The organism is Legionella pneumophila subsp. pascullei (assembly GCF_900637585.1).
Taxonomy (GTDB): Bacteria; Pseudomonadota; Gammaproteobacteria; order Legionellales; family Legionellaceae; genus Legionella; species Legionella pascullei.
Genome location: NZ_LR134380.1, coordinates 2,582,688 through 2,601,722 on the forward strand (window position 1 = coordinate 2,582,688; position 19,035 = coordinate 2,601,722).

Sequence of the window (19,035 nt, forward strand, 5' to 3'; positions counted from 1 at the left end):
CTGAAAATTCAAATACTAAGTCAAAATGAAACATTATCATCTTTTGATTTTTTAATGTTCTTTATGAATTAATATTCTTCATACCATATCAGATGGCATAATATTTTTTCTTTTATTTAAAATTTCAATTTTGTCTTCTCAAACAAACAAAATAAAAATAACTTAGTCTATTTGTCGCCAAAATTATTTCTGTAACTTATATCAAAAATTGATACAATCACGCATAAAAAGATACAGTTCATTTTTGATTATTTAATAATGAGGAAGTTTCTCTAAATGACATTTTGCATTGGTCAACGCTGGATAAGTAACACCGAATCACAACTGGGTTTAGGTATTATTACTGAAGTAGATGGCAGACAAGTTTCTATCAGTTTCCCGGCAGCTGGAGAGGATAGAATTTACGCTATAGATAATGCGCCACTAAGCCGCATAGTCTATAAAACAGGTGAAGAAATCCTTACCAATGATCAGCAAAAAATAAAAATAACTTCCATCCAGGAACAAGATGGTGTTTTACTGTATACAGGAAACGACGACTTGGGAAATGTGACTCAAGTTAGTGAACTGGCACTTAACTGTTTCATCAAACTTAATTCCCCGCAACAAAGACTCTTCAGCGGATTATTAGACAAACTGAACGCCTTTAAGCTTAGAATTAAAACCTTAGAGCATTTAGGTCGATTACAACAATCTAAAGCAAGAGGTCTATTAGGTTCACGAACAAACCATCTTATTCATCAAATCTATATCGCTTATGAGGTAGCTCAAAGATTTGCACCCAGAGTGATGCTTGCTGATGAGGTTGGTTTGGGGAAAACCATTGAAGCGGGAATGATTTTACATTATCAACTGCATACCGGCCGTGCTTCACGCGTGCTGATCATTGTTCCAAATTCATTGCTTCACCAGTGGTTTGTTGAAATGTTAAGGCGGTTCAATCTGCATTTCTCTATCATTGGTCAAAATCAATACGATGTCGTAGCAACCACGCATGATGAGTCAGAAGATAACAACAATCCAGCTGAATTAGCATCAGAGGATGGCAATCTGTTTGAAGGCGAACAACTGATATTAACTAGCCTGGATTTCCTTATGGAAAATGAAACAGCACGTCAGCAGGCATTGGCTGTACAATGGGATCTTCTGGTAGTAGATGAGGCTCATCATCTCTATTGGTCAGAAAACTCACAAAGTCCTCAATATACCTTCATTGAAGAATTATCCGCTCGAAGCACAGGCCTGCTTCTTCTTACTGCCACTCCTGAACAAGTTGGAATAAAGAGCCATTTCGCTCGTCTTCGCCTTCTTGATCCGGCGCGTTTTTATGATTTTTCAGCCTTTGTAAATGAAGAAAAACAATACCATAAAATTAATAAGATAGTTCAAGATCTCATTGACTATAAGGAAAAAAATGGAGTAGATGAGTTAAACTCTCAACTCCACTCTCATTTAAAACAACTCTTGGGTAAAGAGGCTCCTACTGGCATTAATGCTGCCATCAAAGAGTTACTTGACAGATTCGGTACAGGACGAGTACTTTTCCGCAATACGCGAGCCGCCATCAAAGGATTTCCTGAAAGAATAGTGCGCCCAGTAGGATTAACCTGCCCAACCCTTTATTCCGAGATAATTAGGGAATCCAACTTAATCCACCTTTACCCGGAAACTTTGATTAATAATGACTCCTGGATAGAGCATGACCCCCGAGTGAAATGGCTTGTTAATAAAATTAATGAATTACGCCCGGAAAAAATTCTGGTAATCTGCGCAAAAGCAAAAACGTCCATCAGTCTGGAACAATATTTAAAATTAAAAACGAGCATTCGCAGTACTGTTTTTCATGAAGGACTTACCATTATCGAGCGAGACAGGGCGGCTGCTTATTTTGCAGAACATGAAAATGGTGCGCAAGTTCTTGTTTGTTCCGAGATAGGAAGCGAGGGAAGAAATTTCCAATTTTCTCATCATTTGGTTTTGTTTGATTTGCCATTAAACCCTGATCTGTTGGAACAGAGAATCGGACGATTGGATCGCATTGGTCAAAATCACCCTATTGAAATTCATGTCCCCTATTTAGAAGGTACAGCACAAGAAAAACTGTTTCGCTGGTATCACGAGGGAATCAATATTCTTCAACAAAGCTGCTCCGTTGGCTTTTCGATTTTTGAAACTTTTGAAAATCGACTAACATCTATTTTGTCCAATCCCATGCAGGAGTCGAGCGAGCACACATTAGAGAAGCTTATTGCAGATACCCAATTACATACTTACCATATCAAAGAAGCCCTTAATGCGGGAAGAGATAGATTATTAGAGATAAATTCTTGTAACTACGCTATAGGGAAAGAACTAATTGAAGCGATAGAAGCAGAAGAAAATTGTCTTGAACTTGAAAATTACATGTCGCAAGTGTATCAGGAATATGGAATTGATCAGGAATATCATTCTGAGAACGCCGAGATATTACGTCCTGGTAACCACATGAAAACTGCTCACTTTCCGGGGCTAAAAGAAGACGGTATGACAGTCACTTATTCTCGCTCTAAAGCCCTTGTTCGTGAAGACATGGAGTTTTTAAGTTGGGAACACCCGATGGTTTATGACACGATGGAAATGATTCTAGAGTCAGAGCTTGGCAACACCACCATGACCACCATTTCAATCAAAAGCATAAAACCTGGGACTCTTTTCCTGGAAACTTTTTATACCATAAATTCCTCAGCCCCTAAATATTTACAACTTGACCGATTTATTTCTTCATTGCCAATTCGAATTTTGATGGATACGACTGGTAAAAACTTATCAAACATTTTAAGTTATGAACAGCTTAATAATCTATGTCAACCACTTAAACGTCATCTGGGTTACCCTGTTATTAAACAAGTTCGTGAAGAGATTGAATCTATTCTGCAACAAACCAACACAATCGCAGAAGTTCAGATGAAATTACTTGTTGAAGAAGCAAAATCAATGATGGAGCTAACGACTTCTCAAGAAATTAATCGACTGGAATCCCTGCAAAAAATTAATCCCGCCATTCGGCATGAAGAAATTGAGTTTTTTAAAAAGAAAATTTCAGAGAGTAATTATTTCATTAATAGCTCTACTTTAAAACTTCAGGCTATTCGGGTTGTAATTAATATCAGTTAGTTAATAATCCCTTGTCAAATAGATAAGTGATTAAGGGAAATTGATTGCCTTGCAGCTTAGAAGCGGGGCTCATCAAATCAACAACCATTAGATTATTAACGGAAAATTTCTGTTTATAGACCCGTTGCAACAGGATTAACACCAATATTAGGATTAATTCCACAATCGTCCAGAATTTTCAATAAATTATTTCCTTTACGGGTTAAGCGTTTAATACAGTACTCTTCCAGATAACTGCTCAAAACATAATAATATTCATCTAATATCAAAATATTAAGAATTTTCTCTGCTCTTTCCAGATGATGCTTCTTACCATGATCACAAGCCTGAAACAAAATACCTCCCAATATTGCAGCAATACTTGCCTTGCGTTCTGGACTAGCTAAATAAAAGCGTTGTATGCATTCATCAAGGGCCCTGTCTTTATCCCACTCGACCCATTCTTCATAAAGTGATAAAGCTATGTCAGGATTAAAATTTTCTAAACTGGTTAGCTCTTGCATAGCATACGCGACTGGGACAACCGCCTGTACATTAGCCCAGGAACAATTTCCGCTGATTTGAGAACTAATTGGCATTTGAGCAAAAGGAAGCAATCCCAATTGCTGATTGATCACTTGATGATAATATCGTCTGTTTTGTTTTTTATATAAAAAGTCATGAATAAAATTGACGGTCAGTGCCTCTGGCCTGGTTATTCGGTAAATGTTAACGCTTCCTTCTTTCAAACTGTTTTCACCCCTGTCAATTTTTGCCCACCACTGGTGATAACGGACAAAACATAAGGCATGACCACGACTTGCTGCAGGAAGAATCAGCATGGGGGTTTTTAACAAAGCAGCGATACGGTTGAAATGCTGTTCGCCAAGTCTGGGATGATGTTGATATTGCAATAACTCTGCCGCGTCAGTAAAAGCATCCATAATATTATGAATATAAGGAAAATAATCCCTTAAATGTCGGGTTGAATAACTACTGATGAATCTCCGCAATGAGTCTTTTACAACAGCAACTGTGAATTCCAAAATAAACCCTTCATAATCAAGTTCGATGAATTCACCTTGCGCATTGACAATATCCACATCACCTTGCAATTCAAATCGATGGCCAATCAATTTGGCATTAATAAAATCAAGAGCAAAATCAAGTTTCGCACCATGATGATACAACAACTGCTTTATTGCATCTTGGCCACGCAAAACCGGGTAAACCAAAACACAAAGACCATTGCGAGTGTAAGCATTAGGATCAGCGCCATAGGTTAACAAAAGTTTGGTCATATCCAAATCATTATTGTCCACTGCCCAATGTAAAGGAGTACGTCCTGTGACATCTGACTTGTTAATATCAACTTTTCGAGCGATTAACTGCTCCGCTATTTTAATTTGTCGTGTAATGGCACACTCTATGAGGGGAGTAAAACCATATTCATCGATATCATCCAAAGACTCCCCTGCGCGCAGATAAGCATCAAAATCAGGCATTCTATGACTGATAATATCGTTTGCAATACTCATTTAGGGCCCCCGGGGGGTAGGTGCTGTAGTAAATTTTGGCATATTGCCTAAACGTAATTGTTTTTCTTTATCCTGTTCTCTTCTCTCATTATCAAATTCCCTCCGGGCTTCAGTATTGAGCGGCGGTTCAGGGTTTAAATTAGGATCTATTCCATCGAAACGCTGGCTGTTCAATTCGGGATGTTGCAATATACTGTTTTGCAACTCCCCCTCTGGAGCAACCTTGATTTCTTCTTCAGGATGTTCACGTGCTTTAACAGAAGCAAATCTCCTCTCTCCCTGCTGCTCAGCCAAACGTCTGCGCCTTTCCATTGCTTTTGTTTCAGCCACTAAAAAAGTACTTTCACTTCGATTGGAAGGTAAACGTGTGGGTAACTCGACATGAAATACTGAGCCCAGCAAGACATAAACAGCCGCAGAACCACCATCCTTGGGCTTGGCACTATGAAATGCCAATACGTCATTGATCTGAGGCAACCACCGATTAACCAGATTTTTCATTAAAGGCGGTTTGTCCTGAGAATTATCCGCGCCATGAATAATAAGAATGCATTGTTTATTACTTTTTATTTGAGTTTGGATAAATTGATATAAGCTCTTACGCGCAGATTCAACGTTTAAACCGTTTAAATCCAGTTCCGCTTCCCAAGGAATTTTCCCATTTTTTAAATCATTGAAGCGTTTTGATGATAAATCGGACCGAGAGTAAGACAATACAGTACTCGCGAGTACTATCTCTTCGATCTCATCGGATAAATAATATTCTTTGGCCATCTTTTTCAAAATTTAACAGTCATAATAGAAGTATAACTTAGGATATAAAAAGTATGGCATTTTTTCTAACATAACCTGCATGATCATATGGAGGACATACAGGTTTGCTATCAAGCTGCTGAATCTCTGTTATTATGTCAACGGAGGCTTCACAGAAACTCTCTTTGCAGTATTTCAGCAATCTGTACCGCGTTAGTTGCCGCACCTTTTCGGATGTTATCTGCGACTATCCACAAATTTAGTCCACAAGGATGAGAAATATCCTGTCTTATGCGCCCTACAAAAACATCATCATGCCCGACTGCATTCTTAATTGCTGTGGGATAACTTGCTTTAGAAAGATTATCCACTACGGTAACGCCAGGTGCTTTTGCTAAAAGCGCGCGGGCATCGTCAGCCGTCAAAGGCTTTTTTAACTCCAGATGAACCGCTTCAGAATGCCCATAAATAACAGGAACTCTGACGGCTGTAGGGTTAACCATAATGCTGTCATCTTCCATAATCTTGCGAGTTTCCCAGACCATCTTCATCTCTTCTCGGGTATACCCATTGTCTTCAAATTGATCAATATGAGGAAGCGCATTAAAAGCAATTTGCTGAGGATAAACTTGAACATTGGCTGGCCTGCCATTTAAAAGATCGCCTACCTGAGCAACCAGCTCGCTGATAGCTTTTTTGCCAGTCCCGGAAACAGACTGGTAAGTCGCTACATTGATACGACTGATACCAACAGCATCATAGATTGGCTTTAGAGCAACTACCATCTGAATAGTGGAGCAATTAGGGTTAGCAATAATACCTCTTTTAGTATAATCAGCGATTCGATGAGGATTAACTTCAGGGACAACAAGAGGAATATCATCTTCATAACGAAAACAGGAGGTATTATCAACCACCACACACCCTGCAGCCACAGCTTTTGGCGCATACTCTTTTGAAACAGCGCCACCAGCAGAGAATAAAGCGAGATCCACTTGGCTAAAATCAAATTCTGCCAAATCCAAAACATCCAATTCCTGATCTCGAAAAGTCACTGTCTTGCCTACTGAGCGAGAACTCGCTAATGGATAAAGGGATTCAATTGGAAAATTTCTTTCTTCCAAAACGGTTAAAAAGGTTTCTCCAACAGCGCCTGTTGCCCCTACAATAGCTACATTCAAATGTCTGCTCATTATGACCTCATCTTACCATCAGTTAACAATGCGTTAGTCAAGTATATCCCCTATTTACGAAGCAAAGTACTGACTACGACACGGATAAATTTTTAAACATTCTAATTTATTATTTACACTGTGCTTTATGTCGTAAATAATGATCCATTAACACCAAAGCCATCATTGCCTCTGCAATTGGTACAGCTCTTATTCCCACACAAGGATCGTGCCGTCCCTTGGTTACTACAGTGACCTCTTCACCTTCAGTATTAAGCGTCTGTCCTGGAGTCGTAATGCTTGAAGTGGGTTTTAGAGCGATACTCACTTCGATGGGTTGTCCAGTCGCTATGCCTCCTAAAATGCCACCTGCGTGATTACTCAAAAATCCCTTCGAAGTCATTTGATCCCTATGGCTACTTCCCAGCTGCTCCACTGCATTAAAACCAGCTCCTATTTCAACACCTTTAACAGCATTAATCGACATCATGGCATAAGCGAGAGTCGCATCCAGTTTATCAAATACCGGATCTCCCAACCCTATTGGCACTCCCCGTGCCAGTATCTTCACTCGGGCACCAACGGAATCGCCCTGGCGTCTCAAGCGATCTATATAATCAGCCAGCTCGTGAACTTGCTTATTATTAGGGCAAAAAAAAGGATTTTTATCGATTTCATTTTCATTTTCAAACTGCAACTTCAAATCGCCCATTTGTTGCAAATAGCCAACAATATCCAGGTTTAAATAACGCTTTAGATACAATCTGGCAATGGCACCGGCAGCAACTCGTGCGGCTGTCTCACGAGCGGAAGATCGCCCTCCTCCCCTATAATCTCTGTGCCCATATTTATGATGGTAGGTAAAATCAGCATGCCCTGGTCGGAACAAGTTTTTAATGTCTTCATAATCACGGGAACGCTGATCAGTATTCTGTATCACTAATGCAATGGGAGCTCCTGTTGTTTTCTCCTCAAATACACCAGATAGAATTTGTACCTTATCGTCCTCTCGCCTCTGGGTGGTGTATTTGGACTGGCCCGGTTTGCGTTTGTCTAGAAAAGGTTGGATATCTGCTTCATTTAAAAGCATTCCGGGAGGACAACCATCGACTACACATCCGATAGCGGGACCATGGCTTTCACCAAAGGTTGTTACAGTAAATAACGTTCCAAAGGTATTCCCTGACATGCCTTACTCGCTTATTAAAAAAATTCTTCTAATTGCTGTTTTGTTAATAAAAACACCCCTTGCCCGCCGTTACTCATTTCCAGCCAGGTAAAAGGAACCAAAGGATAGGCTTCGCATAAAGCTTGTTCACTATTACCTACTTCCACGACCAAAACTCCATGTTCACTTAAATAAGCATGGGCATTCTTTAAAATTTTTTCAATAATAGCTAAACCATTATTTCCTGTTTCCAATGCCAAAACCGGTTCATGGCGATATTCATCCGGCAGGGTCTGCATCTCTTCCTTACCCACGTAAGGAGGATTGCTCACGATCAAATCGTATTGTTTCCCTGACAGTGCTGTAAAACAATCCGATTCAATCAGTGTCAATTGATCGCCTACATCATGTCGTTCACAATTCATGGTAGCTACAGCCAACGCTTCATTAGAAATATCCACGGCATCAACCTGAGCCTCAGGGAATGCATAACAACAGGCAATCGCTATACAACCACTCCCGGTACACAAATCCAAAACATGATGTACTTGTTCTGCTTCTATCCAGGGGGAAAATTGATTACTGATTAACTCTCCTATTGGTGACCTGGGAATAAGCACTCGTTCGTCAACATAAAAAGGCAAATCGCAAAAATAGGCCTCCTTGATTAAATAAGGTACGGGGACCCGTTGATTAATTCGTTTATCCAGTTGATTACAAAGATGTTTACGTTCACTGGTTGTTAAACGTGCATTTAACAAAAAAGGATCAACATCGTAGGGTAAAGACAAACTTCTCAAAATCAGGGATCTCATGTCATCCCATGCATTATCCGTACCGTGACCATAAAATAATTGTGCGTTTTCAGCACAGGACAAACTAAATCGTAAAAAATCCAGAATAGTAACGAGTTCTTCTGTTTCCTTGATAAAATAACTGCTCACGAGCTTATCAACCATAACCATAGAAAAAGTACAAATTGTACACTAAATTAAAACATATGTCGTGCATTCTTTAATTCAAGGGATGTGATCAAAAGAGTGCCTTTGCATAGCTCGATTCTCACCTAAAGAATTACTCCAAATTAAGTTATAATTAAATATACTCTTTTGATTCCTGTTAAAAAATGACTGATGATTTCCTGACTGATGAGGATAAAGCCCTGTTTCGTCATCATATGCGTTCTGTAAAACCATTAAACGAAAAAACAAAGCGAGAGAAAACCTCGACTTTGCACACCCATGAAAAAAAAACCACAACTTCCAAGAGTCACTCCGTACCCAAAGAAGAATATTTTTTATCCGATTTCATTCGTGACGCTGTGGAGTCTGATACTGTTTTGTCTTTTTCAAATTCCAGTATACCCAATCAGCGATTCCGAGCGCTAAAAAATGGACAAATTCCGTGGGAAGCGAAACTAGATTTACACGGATTAAAAACTGAAACAGCTCGTCAAGCTCTTTATGATTTTATCCAGACTCAATCTCTCAATAATAAACGCTGCTTACTCATTATTCATGGCAAAGGAGGCCATCAAGGCGCTCCTCCGGTAATAAAAAATCTAATCAATCGCTGGCTGCCGCAATTTAGTCAAGTCCTGGCATTCCATAGTGCTCTTCCAAAGGATGGAGGCTTGGGAGCTGTGTACGTCTTATTAAAAAGAAATAGAGAAAAGGATGAATAAGGCAATTACTAGTAACACTTTACTTGCGTTAAAGCAGTAATCTTAGGATAATTCGTCAAATTAAAAAATATCTTGAGTACAGCTATGGAAAAATTAGGTCAGTTCATCATGAATCATTGGCAACTCTGGCTTGCCTTTGTTGTGGTTATATTTTTAATTTTCATTAATGAAATACTCTCTCAAAGAAAGAAAGCCAAGGAGGTTTCACCGCAATCCTTAGTGGATTTAATGAACAATGAAAATGCCATCGTAATCGACATACGCGACAAGGAATCATTCAAAAATGGCCATATCATTAATTCAATGAACGTAAACCCCGATGATTTTGATCAACAAAAAATGAGCAAGTACAAAGATAAACCCATTATTCTGGTCTGTGCCCGAGGCTTACAATCTCCAACCCTTGCAATGAAAATCCGCAATCAAGGCTACCAACCCCTAGTGCTGAGTGGAGGAATTCAAGCTTGGCAAAACGCTGATCTTCCTTTAGTCAAGGGTAAATGAACAGATGAATGAAGTCATACTCTACACTACGGCTTATTGTCCTTATTGTATCAAAGCGAAAGAATTGTTAGATAAAAAGAAAGTTATCTACAGCGAAATCCGCGTCGATTTACAGCCTGAATTACGTGAAGAAATGATACAAAAAAGTGGTCGACGTACAGTGCCTCAAATATTCATTAATGGCCAGGCAATAGGTGGCTGCGATGATTTATATGCCCTGGAAGCCCAGGGAACATTAAATGAACTTTTAAAAAAATAGGAATAAAACATGACTGAACAACTGAATACTAATCAGCAAAATGATGAAGCTCAATTCATGATTCAACGAATCTATATCAAAGATTTATCCTATGAAACACCAAATACTCCGGCTGTTTTTCAACAACAATGGGAACCAGAACTCAAACTGGATCTCAATACAACAACGACTCAACTGGATAAAAACGTTTATGAAGTGGTTTTAACTGTTACAACCACTGTGATGAATCAAAAAACCACTGCGTTTTTGGTTGAAGTAAAACAAGCAGGCATCTTTACTATCCAGGGTGCCGCAGCAAGTCAGTTGGATCACTTGCTTCATAGTTTCTGCCCCAGCATCCTGTTCCCCTATGCACGAGAAGCCATTACTTCTCAAGTCATTCGTGGCAGCTTCCCCCAATTAGTACTTGCACCGATTAATTTTGATGCTTTGTATATGCAGCAGCTGGAAGAAAAACAAAAAGCAGCCGGGGCTAAAGACGAGACCGTTTCTCACTAAGATGAATAAAAAAACCATTGCCATGTTAGGTGCCGGCTCCTGGGGCACTGCTGTCGCAATTCATTTAGCTAAAATAGGGCATAAAACGCTGTTGTGGAGCCATAATCCACAGCACGTTGCCCGCATGGCTAAACAGCATTCAAATCCAGCTTATCTTCCTGATATACCTTTTCCGGAGAATTTAATCCTGTCTGATGATTTAATTCAATGTGTTCAAATGGCAGATTACGTCATCATAGCGGTTCCATCTCATGCCTTTGCGGAATTAATCAGTAAAATCCCTAAACCAAACAAAGGGTTAGCGTGGCTTACGAAGGGTGTTGATCCAGGAAGTCATCAATTATTAAGTCAACTGGTTGCGAGTCGATTTGGGATTGATTTTCCCATAGCAGTTATTTCAGGCCCTTCCTTTGCCAAAGAAGTAGCCCGTTTCCTGCCTACAGCACTCACTTTGGCCAGCAACAATATGAGCTATCAAAAACAAATGCATGAATTATTTCATCACGACAACATTCGGGTCTATTTAAGTGACGATTTAATAGGTGTGCAATTGTGTGGCGCTGTTAAAAATATCTTGGCAATAGCCTGTGGAATCAGCGATGGCCTAGGGTATGGCGCCAATGCCAAAGCAGCGCTTATCACCCGTGGACTTGCTGAAATGACTCGTTTGGGATTAAGCATGGGGGCACGTCAAGACACTTTTCTAGGCTTGGCTGGCGTAGGAGACCTGGTATTGACTTGCACCGATGATCAATCACGCAATCGCCGCTTTGGATTACTCTTGGGTCGTGAAGTGCCTATTACTGAAGCTGAACAACAGATTGGCCAAGTAGTTGAAGGGAAACACAATGCCGCGCAAGTTTGCGCTATAGCTGATAAAAATCAGGTGGAAATGCCAATTTGTGAGCAAATTAATGCGCTTTTACATGGTATGGTTCATGCCCAACAGGCCGTTAACAACTTGATGAGTCGTCCCGCTAAGGAAGAATAACCTTAACTCATAGCATCAATTAATTCAATATCACTCAAACTCAATTGCTCGCCTAAAAATATCTCACCTACCTTCTGGAACCTATTAATAGAATCTGTTACCAAATAGTTGATTTTAGGGGGCACAACCAAATTGTCATTGTGTAGATTTTGATTTTGCAATAATTCATAAAGAGAAAGTGCAGTCGCCTGAGCAGAATCGACAATTGCTACACCTTCAGGTAATAAGCTGGATAACAATGGTTTAAATACTGGAAAATGAGTGCATCCCAACAACACTGCATCTTCATCGGAAAAATCGTCGAGATAATGTTTCAATGCCTCACGAGCAACGGAATTAGTCACCATGCCTTCTTCTGCCAAGGCGACCAAAACACTACAAGCCCGACTGCTGACAACCGCCTCAGGCAAATTCTTAATGATCAAATCATGATAGGCTCTGGAAGCAATGGTTGTTTCTGTAGCCAGAACAGCAATACGATGATTTTTTGTAGCAGATACAGCAGCGGCTGCACCAGGTGCCACCACACCCAGAACTGGAATGTCCGTTAACATGCTCTGTAAATGAGGCAAGGCAGCCGTCGTTGCGGTATTACAAGCAATGACTAAAGCTTTTATGCGACGCTCAACCAGAATTTTTGCCATTTGCATGGCATATTGTTTGACTGTGTCAGGGCTTTTCGTACCATAAGGCAATCGGGCCGTATCTCCCAAATAAACAAAAGACTCATGAGGTAACTTATCGCGCAGAGCCCTTAAAACCGTAAGCCCCCCCATGCCTGAATCAAATACGCCAATAGCCAATTCCTTATTAGAGTTCAATTGAGCACTCCTTATTGTCATTTATTTCTTAGCCCTGTCATTTGGCAAAATAACGTCGTTCTACCAAAAATGAGAACCAGAGTCATTATTATTTACTTACGCATTCCTGTACTTGGCGTTTCAGGCGCCGGTCCTTCCTGTTCAATGGTTCTTTCAGTTGTTTTATGTACCGGATTCAGTTCCTTCTTCATCTTGCTTTGTTTATCAGTGATCTCTTGTACTTTGGAGTCCACTTTTTCTCTTTCTTTCTGAGGACCAAATTTCTCATCAGTCATTTGTTGCATATGTTTTATTTTAGACTGTATTATGTTCTGGGTCTCGGTCAATCCTGTGTTAGTAAATACTTGACTATATAATGAATTGCTACTAAATCCCCACAACCGTCCCTTTACATTATCTGGATGGAATACCGCAGAATTTACCTCAATCGCGTCACGGCTAAACTTGAATTTTGGATTTTTTTCACCAAGTATCACCAGGGCAGTGTACAAATATTCCAGCTCTTCAGGATTAGATCCACGTAATCTTATCGGTTTATCCTTGGTCGGAGGACTATCCAGACTCGCTAAAATATCAGCTGCCATCGCCATAGAAAAATTGACTTTAGCTTCTACCAGAGGATCACCACTTCGACTGGTTGGAGGCGGAACTTGAGTCGGAAATTGTAAAATCTCAAATTTACTTCCGGGAACCTTGCTTATTTGTCCTTTTTTACTCGTTACTTGATCGGGAACGTTGTTATCCTGAGTATACCGTCCTATCGTTTCAACAGGAGCTCCGGATTTTGGTGCCGTTTTATGAGACACATCAACAACAACGATCTGTCCTTCCGGTATTTTTTCACCAACAAGAAATTCTTGTATCTTTCCAGTAGAGCCAGTGATGGCTGTTGTACCAGATGATCTCAAGGAAGGATTGGGCACATTGGGTAATGGAGGTATCTGATCGCGCGAAACAGGAGGATGGCGTTTGATACCCTCAGACTGATAGTAGTAATGCATCTTCCCTTTGGCTGCGACATCCACTTCTTTTACAATAGTCTCTAACTTTCCCTGTATTTTTTTATAAAAATCCAAATCCTCGCGCACCGCACTCAATTCCGCTTCCAAATCAGTACGCAACTTTTTGATTTCCGCTTTTTGCTCCAGGGTCAAACCAGCGGCCTTAAATTCATTGTCTTTGGGCAGACTTTTCAAATGGCCTTCGAGAGCGACCACCTGACGCCTTAATTGATCAACAACCAATCCACAATCCCTGGACAAACCTTCGTATCTTTCTTTCATTTGAGCCGCTTTCACTCTGGCGGTACCCTGAAAGGTTGGGTTGTATAAATGAACCGGATCAATATCATTGATAAATTTTAATTTATCTGTGTTTGTTCTTATTGGTTCTGTGATTCCTTTAATAGACTCTAATTCAGTACTCAGAACTTTGATTGCTGTCATCACATTAGCAGGATTGGTATCTAACAGCTCCTGCTTCCTGAGATCATTTTTTATCTCGTTAAATAAAGTAGGGGTTAGTTCCCTTAAACAATCTTGTTTAAGTTTTTTAAGTCCCGAATCAGTCGGATTTTCGCCAAATAATAAATCGGTGTATTCTTCAACGGTTTTACTGGCCTTTAGACGTTCCAAAAAATAATTTGTTATAGGTGAGCTTGTAGGTGTTGATGGCTTTCCTTCTATTCCAAAAATTACAAGTTTATCCAAACTTAATAAGACACCTAATAGTTTTTTATTTCCTGAGTTGTCAGGGTTATTGTATTCAATGTACAAATTCTTATTATGTTCTTGCTGTTTAGCCATCCCATCTTTTCGAGGAGTTGAACTGGTAAAAGCACCGCCATTATCATTTAGATTAAAAGCATTATAAAAATCTTTCTCATTTACAGAACCAGATTGAGTTTTAATCGCATCAATCAAGATCTTATAGTCAGCGACCTGAGTATAGGTATTGGGATTAGAATTGGCGGTGTTTAATGCCCGATTAATAGCAGCTACTTGCTTGTCATTTAAAGTGATTTCAGGTTTAAAATTAGCCAAAACTCTGGCTACCTCGGCATTGTGAATGGCTCTAAATCCCTCCAGCCTTTTATTTTCTGTCAAGAGCTCGGTTAGCCCAGGTGCATTTTTTCCGAGATAATGCTCTGCTACATGAGGCTCATAAGCATTCATTAAATGGCGTAACTGCTGGGGCTTGGCCAGAATTTCTCTTTGTTTTTCAACTGGAAGCTGGGTCAATGCGCTCATTAATTTCGAATGAGCCCCACTACCTAAAGAAGAGATCCTGTTTATTTCAAGTTCAAACTGGCGCGCTCTCGCCCATTGTTTCATATCCTTCAAGTCGCTGTCTTTTACCCAGTCTGCTGGAGTAATACCTAACTTACCCAGTACCTCTTTAAATTTATCCAGATTTTTAGCCCCATCCAATGCCTTTAAAGCATCCAGTGCCTTTAAATTCGTTTCATCCTTGAGATTTTTGATAAAGCTCTGCATCATGCTTTTTTTGAGCGAACCTAAATTTTCTTCTGTCACCGCTTTATCAATGTAGTCATGGGGTCCCAAAAGGGCAGGTTTTTTTAATTCAGCGATTAGTGCACCGGCTTCTTTGGCGTTGAGAGCATCCTTCAGATTTTGAGTTCCTGATGATAAAACCGCTTGAAGATAGCGAGTTCCCAATACCCCTTTGGCTCTCTCCCATTCCGATTCCGGTAAATACGTCTTGTAAGGTTCATCCAAACTGTCTCTAAAGTTTGAAAATGTTGTGCTTTCTAACCCGCTTTTTTTGGTTAAAAGTGCATCATGAGATAATGATTGGACATAACCATCAAATCCTCTCTTGGCAGCTTCCTGTTCTAACTTTTCAACTCTTTCTTCCAGAGCATCTATTACATCGCTGCTCAAAAACAATATCCCATTTCCTTCAACAGGAAAACCAAGGGCATTCGCAGCACGCTCAGCCTCGGGTTTAGTCCTGGCATCACGCAAATCTTTTAATAATTGAGTATTTTCAGAACCGTTAATTAATTTAATTAATAACAATTCTCCAGCTTCTTTTTTAATTCTATTAATCGCCTCATCAGGCAAAACATCAGTGGATTTATTAATTGTCACCGGAGGATTCGTTGAAGTATATTCATCCTTTTTCCAACCGTGAACATTTTCTTCACTAAAATTACCCAAAGCAGGTTTTTTGGATGCAATATACGCCCTACATTCATCAGGATTATTTTTCAAAATGGCAACTAAAGTATCTACATCAGATTTCACCAAATCAAATTTGATTCGTTGCTCAGCAGCAAATTGATGTAGCTTTTGAAAACTGTTTGTAGTGTCATTCGAATCCAGGAAATCGTCTGATTTTAAATATTCTTCTGTACTGGGTCCAAAAATTAATCCTTCATTAAACTCCATTAAACCGGGATCATGCTCATCCCAAAAATCCTGGTTATCCACTATTATTTCTCTAAAAGCCTCAGGATCAGATGGATCTGTTTTCAATATATCATCTAAAACATTTATAGTATCATTCCGAAGAGTTTCATCACTTTTTGCTGATTCTGCAATCTTTTTCAGTGCATCAAAAAATTCTTTATTTTTGGCCATACGGATGTACTCCTCGAGAATCATTATGTGTTCATTTTAAGCCAAAAAACTTAAGTTATCCTTAAATTTTGCCGATATTAATACCACAGTGTTTTAATAGATGGAAACTTAAGCCAGCTTTATAAATAGAAGTATAGCAAGAATAAGGTGAATAGAATGAGAATAAAAATAATTCTTTGTGGATTAATTCTAACAAACCTAACGTATGCCCAAGGTTGTATTGTTGGCGGTCAGGCTTCTCAACCCAGGTATGTCTGTTTTGATGGGCGAACGTTGGATCTGACTGAAACAGGCCTTGTATGGAATGCCAAACGGGGATGTTTTATCAGCTCAGTACCTTGCTGTAACTACAATGCCACTCATTATGCCTATTACCCAAACCCGACCAAAATAGGCGGAGCCTATGCCCGCTGCAGGCACGATTATCCGTTTACTCTTGGTCAAATGCAAACGCATTAATGTTTAAACCAACAAAAATCGAAAGTTTTTTTGAATTTCATTTAAGTCAAACTGGTTCAAATACAGAGAGAAACTCATCCATGCACTTAAAGCAGCCAAATCCTGGAAAGGAGGTGGAAGATACACTGGATCCGTTAAAATCTCGCGCTCTTTTAACTCCCCTAACAAAGGTAAATCATCCAAAACCAGCTTGCCGGCAAATAATAGTGGGATTGTGTCGACTCTTTTTTGGCCTATAGCAAAGCGTATGTAATTGTAAATTAACACAAATCCCTTGGCATAGGATAAATCCTTGGTAAATGGGCCACCTGTTGGTGTGCTGCCTCTAAAGATACGTACTGATTGATTATAGCTGTCTTCCTCTGATAATCCGCATTCCAGGAAATAGCGATAAATATCAATAAAATCCGCTCCTTGAGTCACCTTATCCAGGGCAATCACCCGGTTTGTAATTTTCAACATCCGACCTGGATAAGAAGAAAATGTCACGACTTCAGTAATGACTGCCAAGCCCTCCTGAATCACGCTGCTGGAAGGAGAACCTTTAGACAGGAAAAAGCAATTCGGTTGCAAGGCTCCATTGAGAGTCGTTCCCACATGAACCCAGCCCTCATGAACTTCCAAATAGCGTAAATCTCTATCGCTAAACATAGCGTTCTGGCTTAATTTGATGCTGTCAGCTCCAGCAGAAGCGTCAGCAATCATATCATCGCTGACCATAACACTCACTCGGCCAGGATGCTTGTCAAAAAACTTTCCTAATCGCTCCTGTAAAATTTCCTGAGCCTGTATCGGAGTGTAGCGCTTGATATCAGCTTGGGACTGCAATTGGACCTGGAGACTCTTTAATACATCAAATAGCAGGGAACCCATTTCACACATACGCGGTCCACCCACATAAAACACATCGTCCGGGCTACCATACAATTCCATAGCCATTTCACTAAACGAAGGAGTACCCCGCAAAGATAACATCTGGGCCGCGCGACTATACTCCTCGCATTGACGCCTGATTAAGCGAGTTACGGTGGAATATTGCCCTAGCTGATTCTGGGCATCACGCAAAATGATACGGAATTCTTCCTGCTTGTCTTTTACTTTAAATGGCAGTGGCTTACCGTCATAATAAGCCTTATCAATAGAAGGGAGTTTTTTTCCCTTGAACTTAAAAAACTCCTGCTTTACTGATTCATCCCATTTGATGCTATCAAGAATCCTGATTTGACGCTGCGCCTCCACGATACGCTGAGACAACTCCTGTATTATTAACAACTCTCCTGATTCTGATGGCGTCATGATGAATCCTTATGAAGTTGTGATATCTTCCACAGGAGGCACTATGCTGACCCGCGCATCCTGAGTTTGTTGAGGTAAATCATAAAAATTACTAATATTGGCACTAGTCAATGGAGGCGGTACTACCAAAGCTTCACCATTACGGCTCTGTAAATATAAATTCTCTCCATTACTGGCATAGCGAGAATTACATGCTGTTAGTGCCAGTGCTGCCAAGACTATAAAACTCAATTTTTTCACAACAAAATCCTCAGTTATATCAACTCTAAATTCTTCAATACCTTTTCCAAAGCCTGATGATGTTTTTCAGACAACTCCGTCATAGGTAATCTTAATTCCCCTCCAATCAATCCCATTTTTTTCATAGCCCACTTCACTGGAATTGGATTCGATTCCACAAACATAAGTTCATGTAAAGGCATTAATTGTTCTTGAACACGCAAACATCCTGCTTGATCATCATCCATTGCCAAATCACACATTTTTGCCATCAATTTAGCGGCCACATTTGCCGTGACTGAAATAACACCTTTAGCCCCGGCCAACAACCATTGGGCAGCTGTCAAATCATCGCCACTGTAAACATCAATACTCCCTTCACACAAGCGCAAAATTTGCTGCAAACGAGTCATCTGTCCGGTTGCTTCCTTTATTCCTATTATATTCGAGATTTTAGCCAGTCTTGCTACCGTTTCAGGCAACATATCGCAAGCTGTTCTACCTGGAACATTATATAAAATAATTGGAATAGCCACAGATTGAGCAATATGACTGTAGTGCTGATACAACCCCTCTTGAGTAGGTTTTATATAGGCTGGCGTCATAATTAATGCAGCATGCGCCCCATATTCCATGGCTTGTTGAGTTAGTTCAATACAATCCTTGGTCGCATTCATAGCAGTACCTGCAATCACTGGCACTCTTTCTTTTGCCTGTTCAATGACTGTTTTGATAACCAGAAGTTTTTCACTATGTGATAAAGTACCAGCCTCACCAGTTGTACCAGCCGCAACCAAGGCATGAGTTCCCTTGGCTATGTGAAATTCAACCAGCTCTCGCAGATGATGAACATCGACGCTGTCATTTCGCATCGGGGTTACCAAGGCTACTATACTTCCACTGAACATGTTACCCTCAAAAAATTAATGATCCATA

The 19,035-nt window shown here is 40.0% G+C and carries 17 protein-coding genes; 7 read left to right on the plus strand and 10 right to left on the minus strand.

Going from position 1 to position 19,035, the window contains the following annotated elements:
* The first annotated feature begins 276 nt into the window (after positions 1 to 276).
* Complete coding sequence (gene rapA, locus EL201_RS11530) at positions 277 to 3,153, plus strand: RNA polymerase-associated protein RapA (RefSeq protein ID WP_027222393.1); 2,877 nt, start codon at positions 277 to 279, stop codon at positions 3,151 to 3,153.
* Positions 3,154 to 3,266: 113 nt separating this feature from the next.
* Here rapA and ankH read toward each other — a convergent pair whose 3' ends face one another.
* From ankH to prmB, 5 genes are all read right to left on the minus strand, one after another.
* Positions 3,267 to 4,670 carry a Dot/Icm T4SS effector AnkH/LegA3 gene (ankH, locus tag EL201_RS11535; protein ID WP_027222394.1) on the minus strand — a complete coding sequence of 468 codons (1,404 nt, stop codon included), beginning with the start codon at positions 4,668 to 4,670 and terminating at the stop codon, positions 3,267 to 3,269.
* The gene (locus EL201_RS11540; RefSeq protein WP_027222395.1) at positions 4,671 to 5,444 is read right to left on the minus strand and encodes a Smr/MutS family protein; all 774 of its coding nucleotides are present in this window, start codon (positions 5,442 to 5,444) and stop codon (positions 4,671 to 4,673) included. It abuts the gene before it with no gap.
* Between the two features lie 149 nt (positions 5,445 to 5,593).
* Positions 5,594 to 6,616 carry an aspartate-semialdehyde dehydrogenase gene (locus EL201_RS11545; protein WP_027222396.1) on the minus strand — a complete coding sequence of 341 codons (1,023 nt, stop codon included), beginning with the start codon at positions 6,614 to 6,616 and terminating at the stop codon, positions 5,594 to 5,596.
* A gap of 109 nt (positions 6,617 to 6,725) precedes the next feature.
* On the minus strand, positions 6,726 to 7,784 hold the full coding sequence (gene aroC / locus EL201_RS11550; protein WP_027222397.1) for a chorismate synthase: 1,059 nt from the start codon (positions 7,782 to 7,784) through the stop codon (positions 6,726 to 6,728).
* Positions 7,785 to 7,798: 14 nt separating this feature from the next.
* On the minus strand, positions 7,799 to 8,728 hold the full coding sequence (gene prmB, locus EL201_RS11555) for a 50S ribosomal protein L3 N(5)-glutamine methyltransferase (RefSeq protein WP_027222398.1): 930 nt from the start codon (positions 8,726 to 8,728) through the stop codon (positions 7,799 to 7,801).
* Between the two features lie 161 nt (positions 8,729 to 8,889).
* Here prmB and EL201_RS11560 point away from each other — a divergent pair, with 161 nt between their 5' ends.
* From EL201_RS11560 to EL201_RS11580, 5 genes are all read left to right on the plus strand, one after another.
* Positions 8,890 to 9,447, plus strand: a complete 558-nt coding sequence (locus tag EL201_RS11560) for a Smr/MutS family protein (RefSeq protein ID WP_027222399.1) — start codon at positions 8,890 to 8,892, stop codon at positions 9,445 to 9,447.
* 84 nt (positions 9,448 to 9,531) lie between these two features.
* Positions 9,532 to 9,951 (plus strand): rhodanese-like domain-containing protein, encoded by a 420-nt coding sequence (locus EL201_RS11565; RefSeq protein WP_027222400.1) that lies wholly within the window; start codon positions 9,532 to 9,534, stop codon positions 9,949 to 9,951.
* Between the two features lie 4 nt (positions 9,952 to 9,955).
* On the plus strand, positions 9,956 to 10,210 hold the full coding sequence (grxC, locus tag EL201_RS11570; RefSeq protein WP_027222401.1) for a glutaredoxin 3: 255 nt from the start codon (positions 9,956 to 9,958) through the stop codon (positions 10,208 to 10,210).
* Between the two features lie 9 nt (positions 10,211 to 10,219).
* Positions 10,220 to 10,708, plus strand: coding sequence for a protein-export chaperone SecB (gene secB / locus EL201_RS11575; RefSeq protein WP_027222402.1), 489 nt, complete (start codon positions 10,220 to 10,222; stop codon positions 10,706 to 10,708).
* Between the two features lies 1 nt (position 10,709).
* A complete protein-coding gene (locus tag EL201_RS11580; protein WP_027222403.1) occupies positions 10,710 to 11,699 on the plus strand; it encodes an NAD(P)H-dependent glycerol-3-phosphate dehydrogenase in 990 nt (329 codons plus the stop codon).
* A gap of 2 nt (positions 11,700 to 11,701) precedes the next feature.
* Here EL201_RS11580 and murI read toward each other — a convergent pair whose 3' ends face one another.
* Positions 11,702 to 12,541 carry a glutamate racemase gene (murI, locus tag EL201_RS11585; RefSeq protein WP_080273092.1) on the minus strand — a complete coding sequence of 280 codons (840 nt, stop codon included), beginning with the start codon at positions 12,539 to 12,541 and terminating at the stop codon, positions 11,702 to 11,704.
* A 71-nt stretch (positions 12,542 to 12,612) separates the two neighbouring features.
* Positions 12,613 to 16,149 carry an interaptin gene (locus tag EL201_RS11590; protein WP_080273093.1) on the minus strand — a complete coding sequence of 1,179 codons (3,537 nt, stop codon included), beginning with the start codon at positions 16,147 to 16,149 and terminating at the stop codon, positions 12,613 to 12,615.
* A gap of 132 nt (positions 16,150 to 16,281) precedes the next feature.
* Between EL201_RS11590 and EL201_RS11595 the strand changes: the two genes are divergently transcribed.
* Entirely contained in the window at positions 16,282 to 16,584 is a 303-nt protein-coding gene (locus tag EL201_RS11595; RefSeq protein ID WP_027222406.1) for a hypothetical protein, read from the plus strand.
* A gap of 3 nt (positions 16,585 to 16,587) precedes the next feature.
* Here EL201_RS11595 and EL201_RS11600 read toward each other — a convergent pair whose 3' ends face one another.
* The 3 genes from EL201_RS11600 to dapA are packed head-to-tail and all read right to left on the minus strand — an operon-like array spanning position 16,588 to position 19,007.
* Complete coding sequence (locus EL201_RS11600; protein WP_027222407.1) at positions 16,588 to 17,880, minus strand: flavohemoglobin expression-modulating QEGLA motif protein; 1,293 nt, start codon at positions 17,878 to 17,880, stop codon at positions 16,588 to 16,590.
* Between the two features lie 9 nt (positions 17,881 to 17,889).
* Positions 17,890 to 18,120, minus strand: a complete 231-nt coding sequence (locus EL201_RS11605) for a hypothetical protein (RefSeq protein ID WP_027222408.1) — start codon at positions 18,118 to 18,120, stop codon at positions 17,890 to 17,892.
* A gap of 14 nt (positions 18,121 to 18,134) precedes the next feature.
* On the minus strand, positions 18,135 to 19,007 hold the full coding sequence (dapA, locus tag EL201_RS11610) for a 4-hydroxy-tetrahydrodipicolinate synthase (RefSeq protein ID WP_027222409.1): 873 nt from the start codon (positions 19,005 to 19,007) through the stop codon (positions 18,135 to 18,137).
* Between the last annotated feature and the right edge of the window lie 28 nt (positions 19,008 to 19,035).

What these genes read in the sequence shown, in the direction of transcription:
- murI (WP_080273092.1), bottom strand. Translation starts at nt 12,541, where the DNA reads ATGACAATAAGGAGTGCTCAATTGAACTCTAATAAGGAATTGGCTATT.
- ankH (WP_027222394.1), bottom strand. Translation starts at nt 4,670, where the DNA reads ATGAGTATTGCAAACGATATTATCAGTCATAGAATGCCTGATTTTGAT.
- EL201_RS11580 (WP_027222403.1), top strand. Translation starts at nt 10,710, where the DNA reads ATGAATAAAAAAACCATTGCCATGTTAGGTGCCGGCTCCTGGGGCACT.
- grxC (WP_027222401.1), top strand. Translation starts at nt 9,956, where the DNA reads ATGAATGAAGTCATACTCTACACTACGGCTTATTGTCCTTATTGTATC.
- dapA (WP_027222409.1), bottom strand. Translation starts at nt 19,007, where the DNA reads ATGTTCAGTGGAAGTATAGTAGCCTTGGTAACCCCGATGCGAAATGAC.
- secB (WP_027222402.1), top strand. Translation starts at nt 10,220, where the DNA reads ATGACTGAACAACTGAATACTAATCAGCAAAATGATGAAGCTCAATTC.
- aroC (WP_027222397.1), bottom strand. Translation starts at nt 7,784, where the DNA reads ATGTCAGGGAATACCTTTGGAACGTTATTTACTGTAACAACCTTTGGT.
- EL201_RS11600 (WP_027222407.1), bottom strand. Translation starts at nt 17,880, where the DNA reads ATGACGCCATCAGAATCAGGAGAGTTGTTAATAATACAGGAGTTGTCT.
- EL201_RS11565 (WP_027222400.1), top strand. Translation starts at nt 9,532, where the DNA reads ATGGAAAAATTAGGTCAGTTCATCATGAATCATTGGCAACTCTGGCTT.
- EL201_RS11595 (WP_027222406.1), top strand. Translation starts at nt 16,282, where the DNA reads ATGAGAATAAAAATAATTCTTTGTGGATTAATTCTAACAAACCTAACG.
- EL201_RS11590 (WP_080273093.1), bottom strand. Translation starts at nt 16,149, where the DNA reads ATGATTCTCGAGGAGTACATCCGTATGGCCAAAAATAAAGAATTTTTT.
- EL201_RS11560 (WP_027222399.1), top strand. Translation starts at nt 8,890, where the DNA reads ATGACTGATGATTTCCTGACTGATGAGGATAAAGCCCTGTTTCGTCAT.
- prmB (WP_027222398.1), bottom strand. Translation starts at nt 8,728, where the DNA reads ATGGTTATGGTTGATAAGCTCGTGAGCAGTTATTTTATCAAGGAAACA.
- EL201_RS11540 (WP_027222395.1), bottom strand. Translation starts at nt 5,444, where the DNA reads ATGGCCAAAGAATATTATTTATCCGATGAGATCGAAGAGATAGTACTC.
- rapA (WP_027222393.1), top strand. Translation starts at nt 277, where the DNA reads ATGACATTTTGCATTGGTCAACGCTGGATAAGTAACACCGAATCACAA.
- EL201_RS11545 (WP_027222396.1), bottom strand. Translation starts at nt 6,616, where the DNA reads ATGAGCAGACATTTGAATGTAGCTATTGTAGGGGCAACAGGCGCTGTT.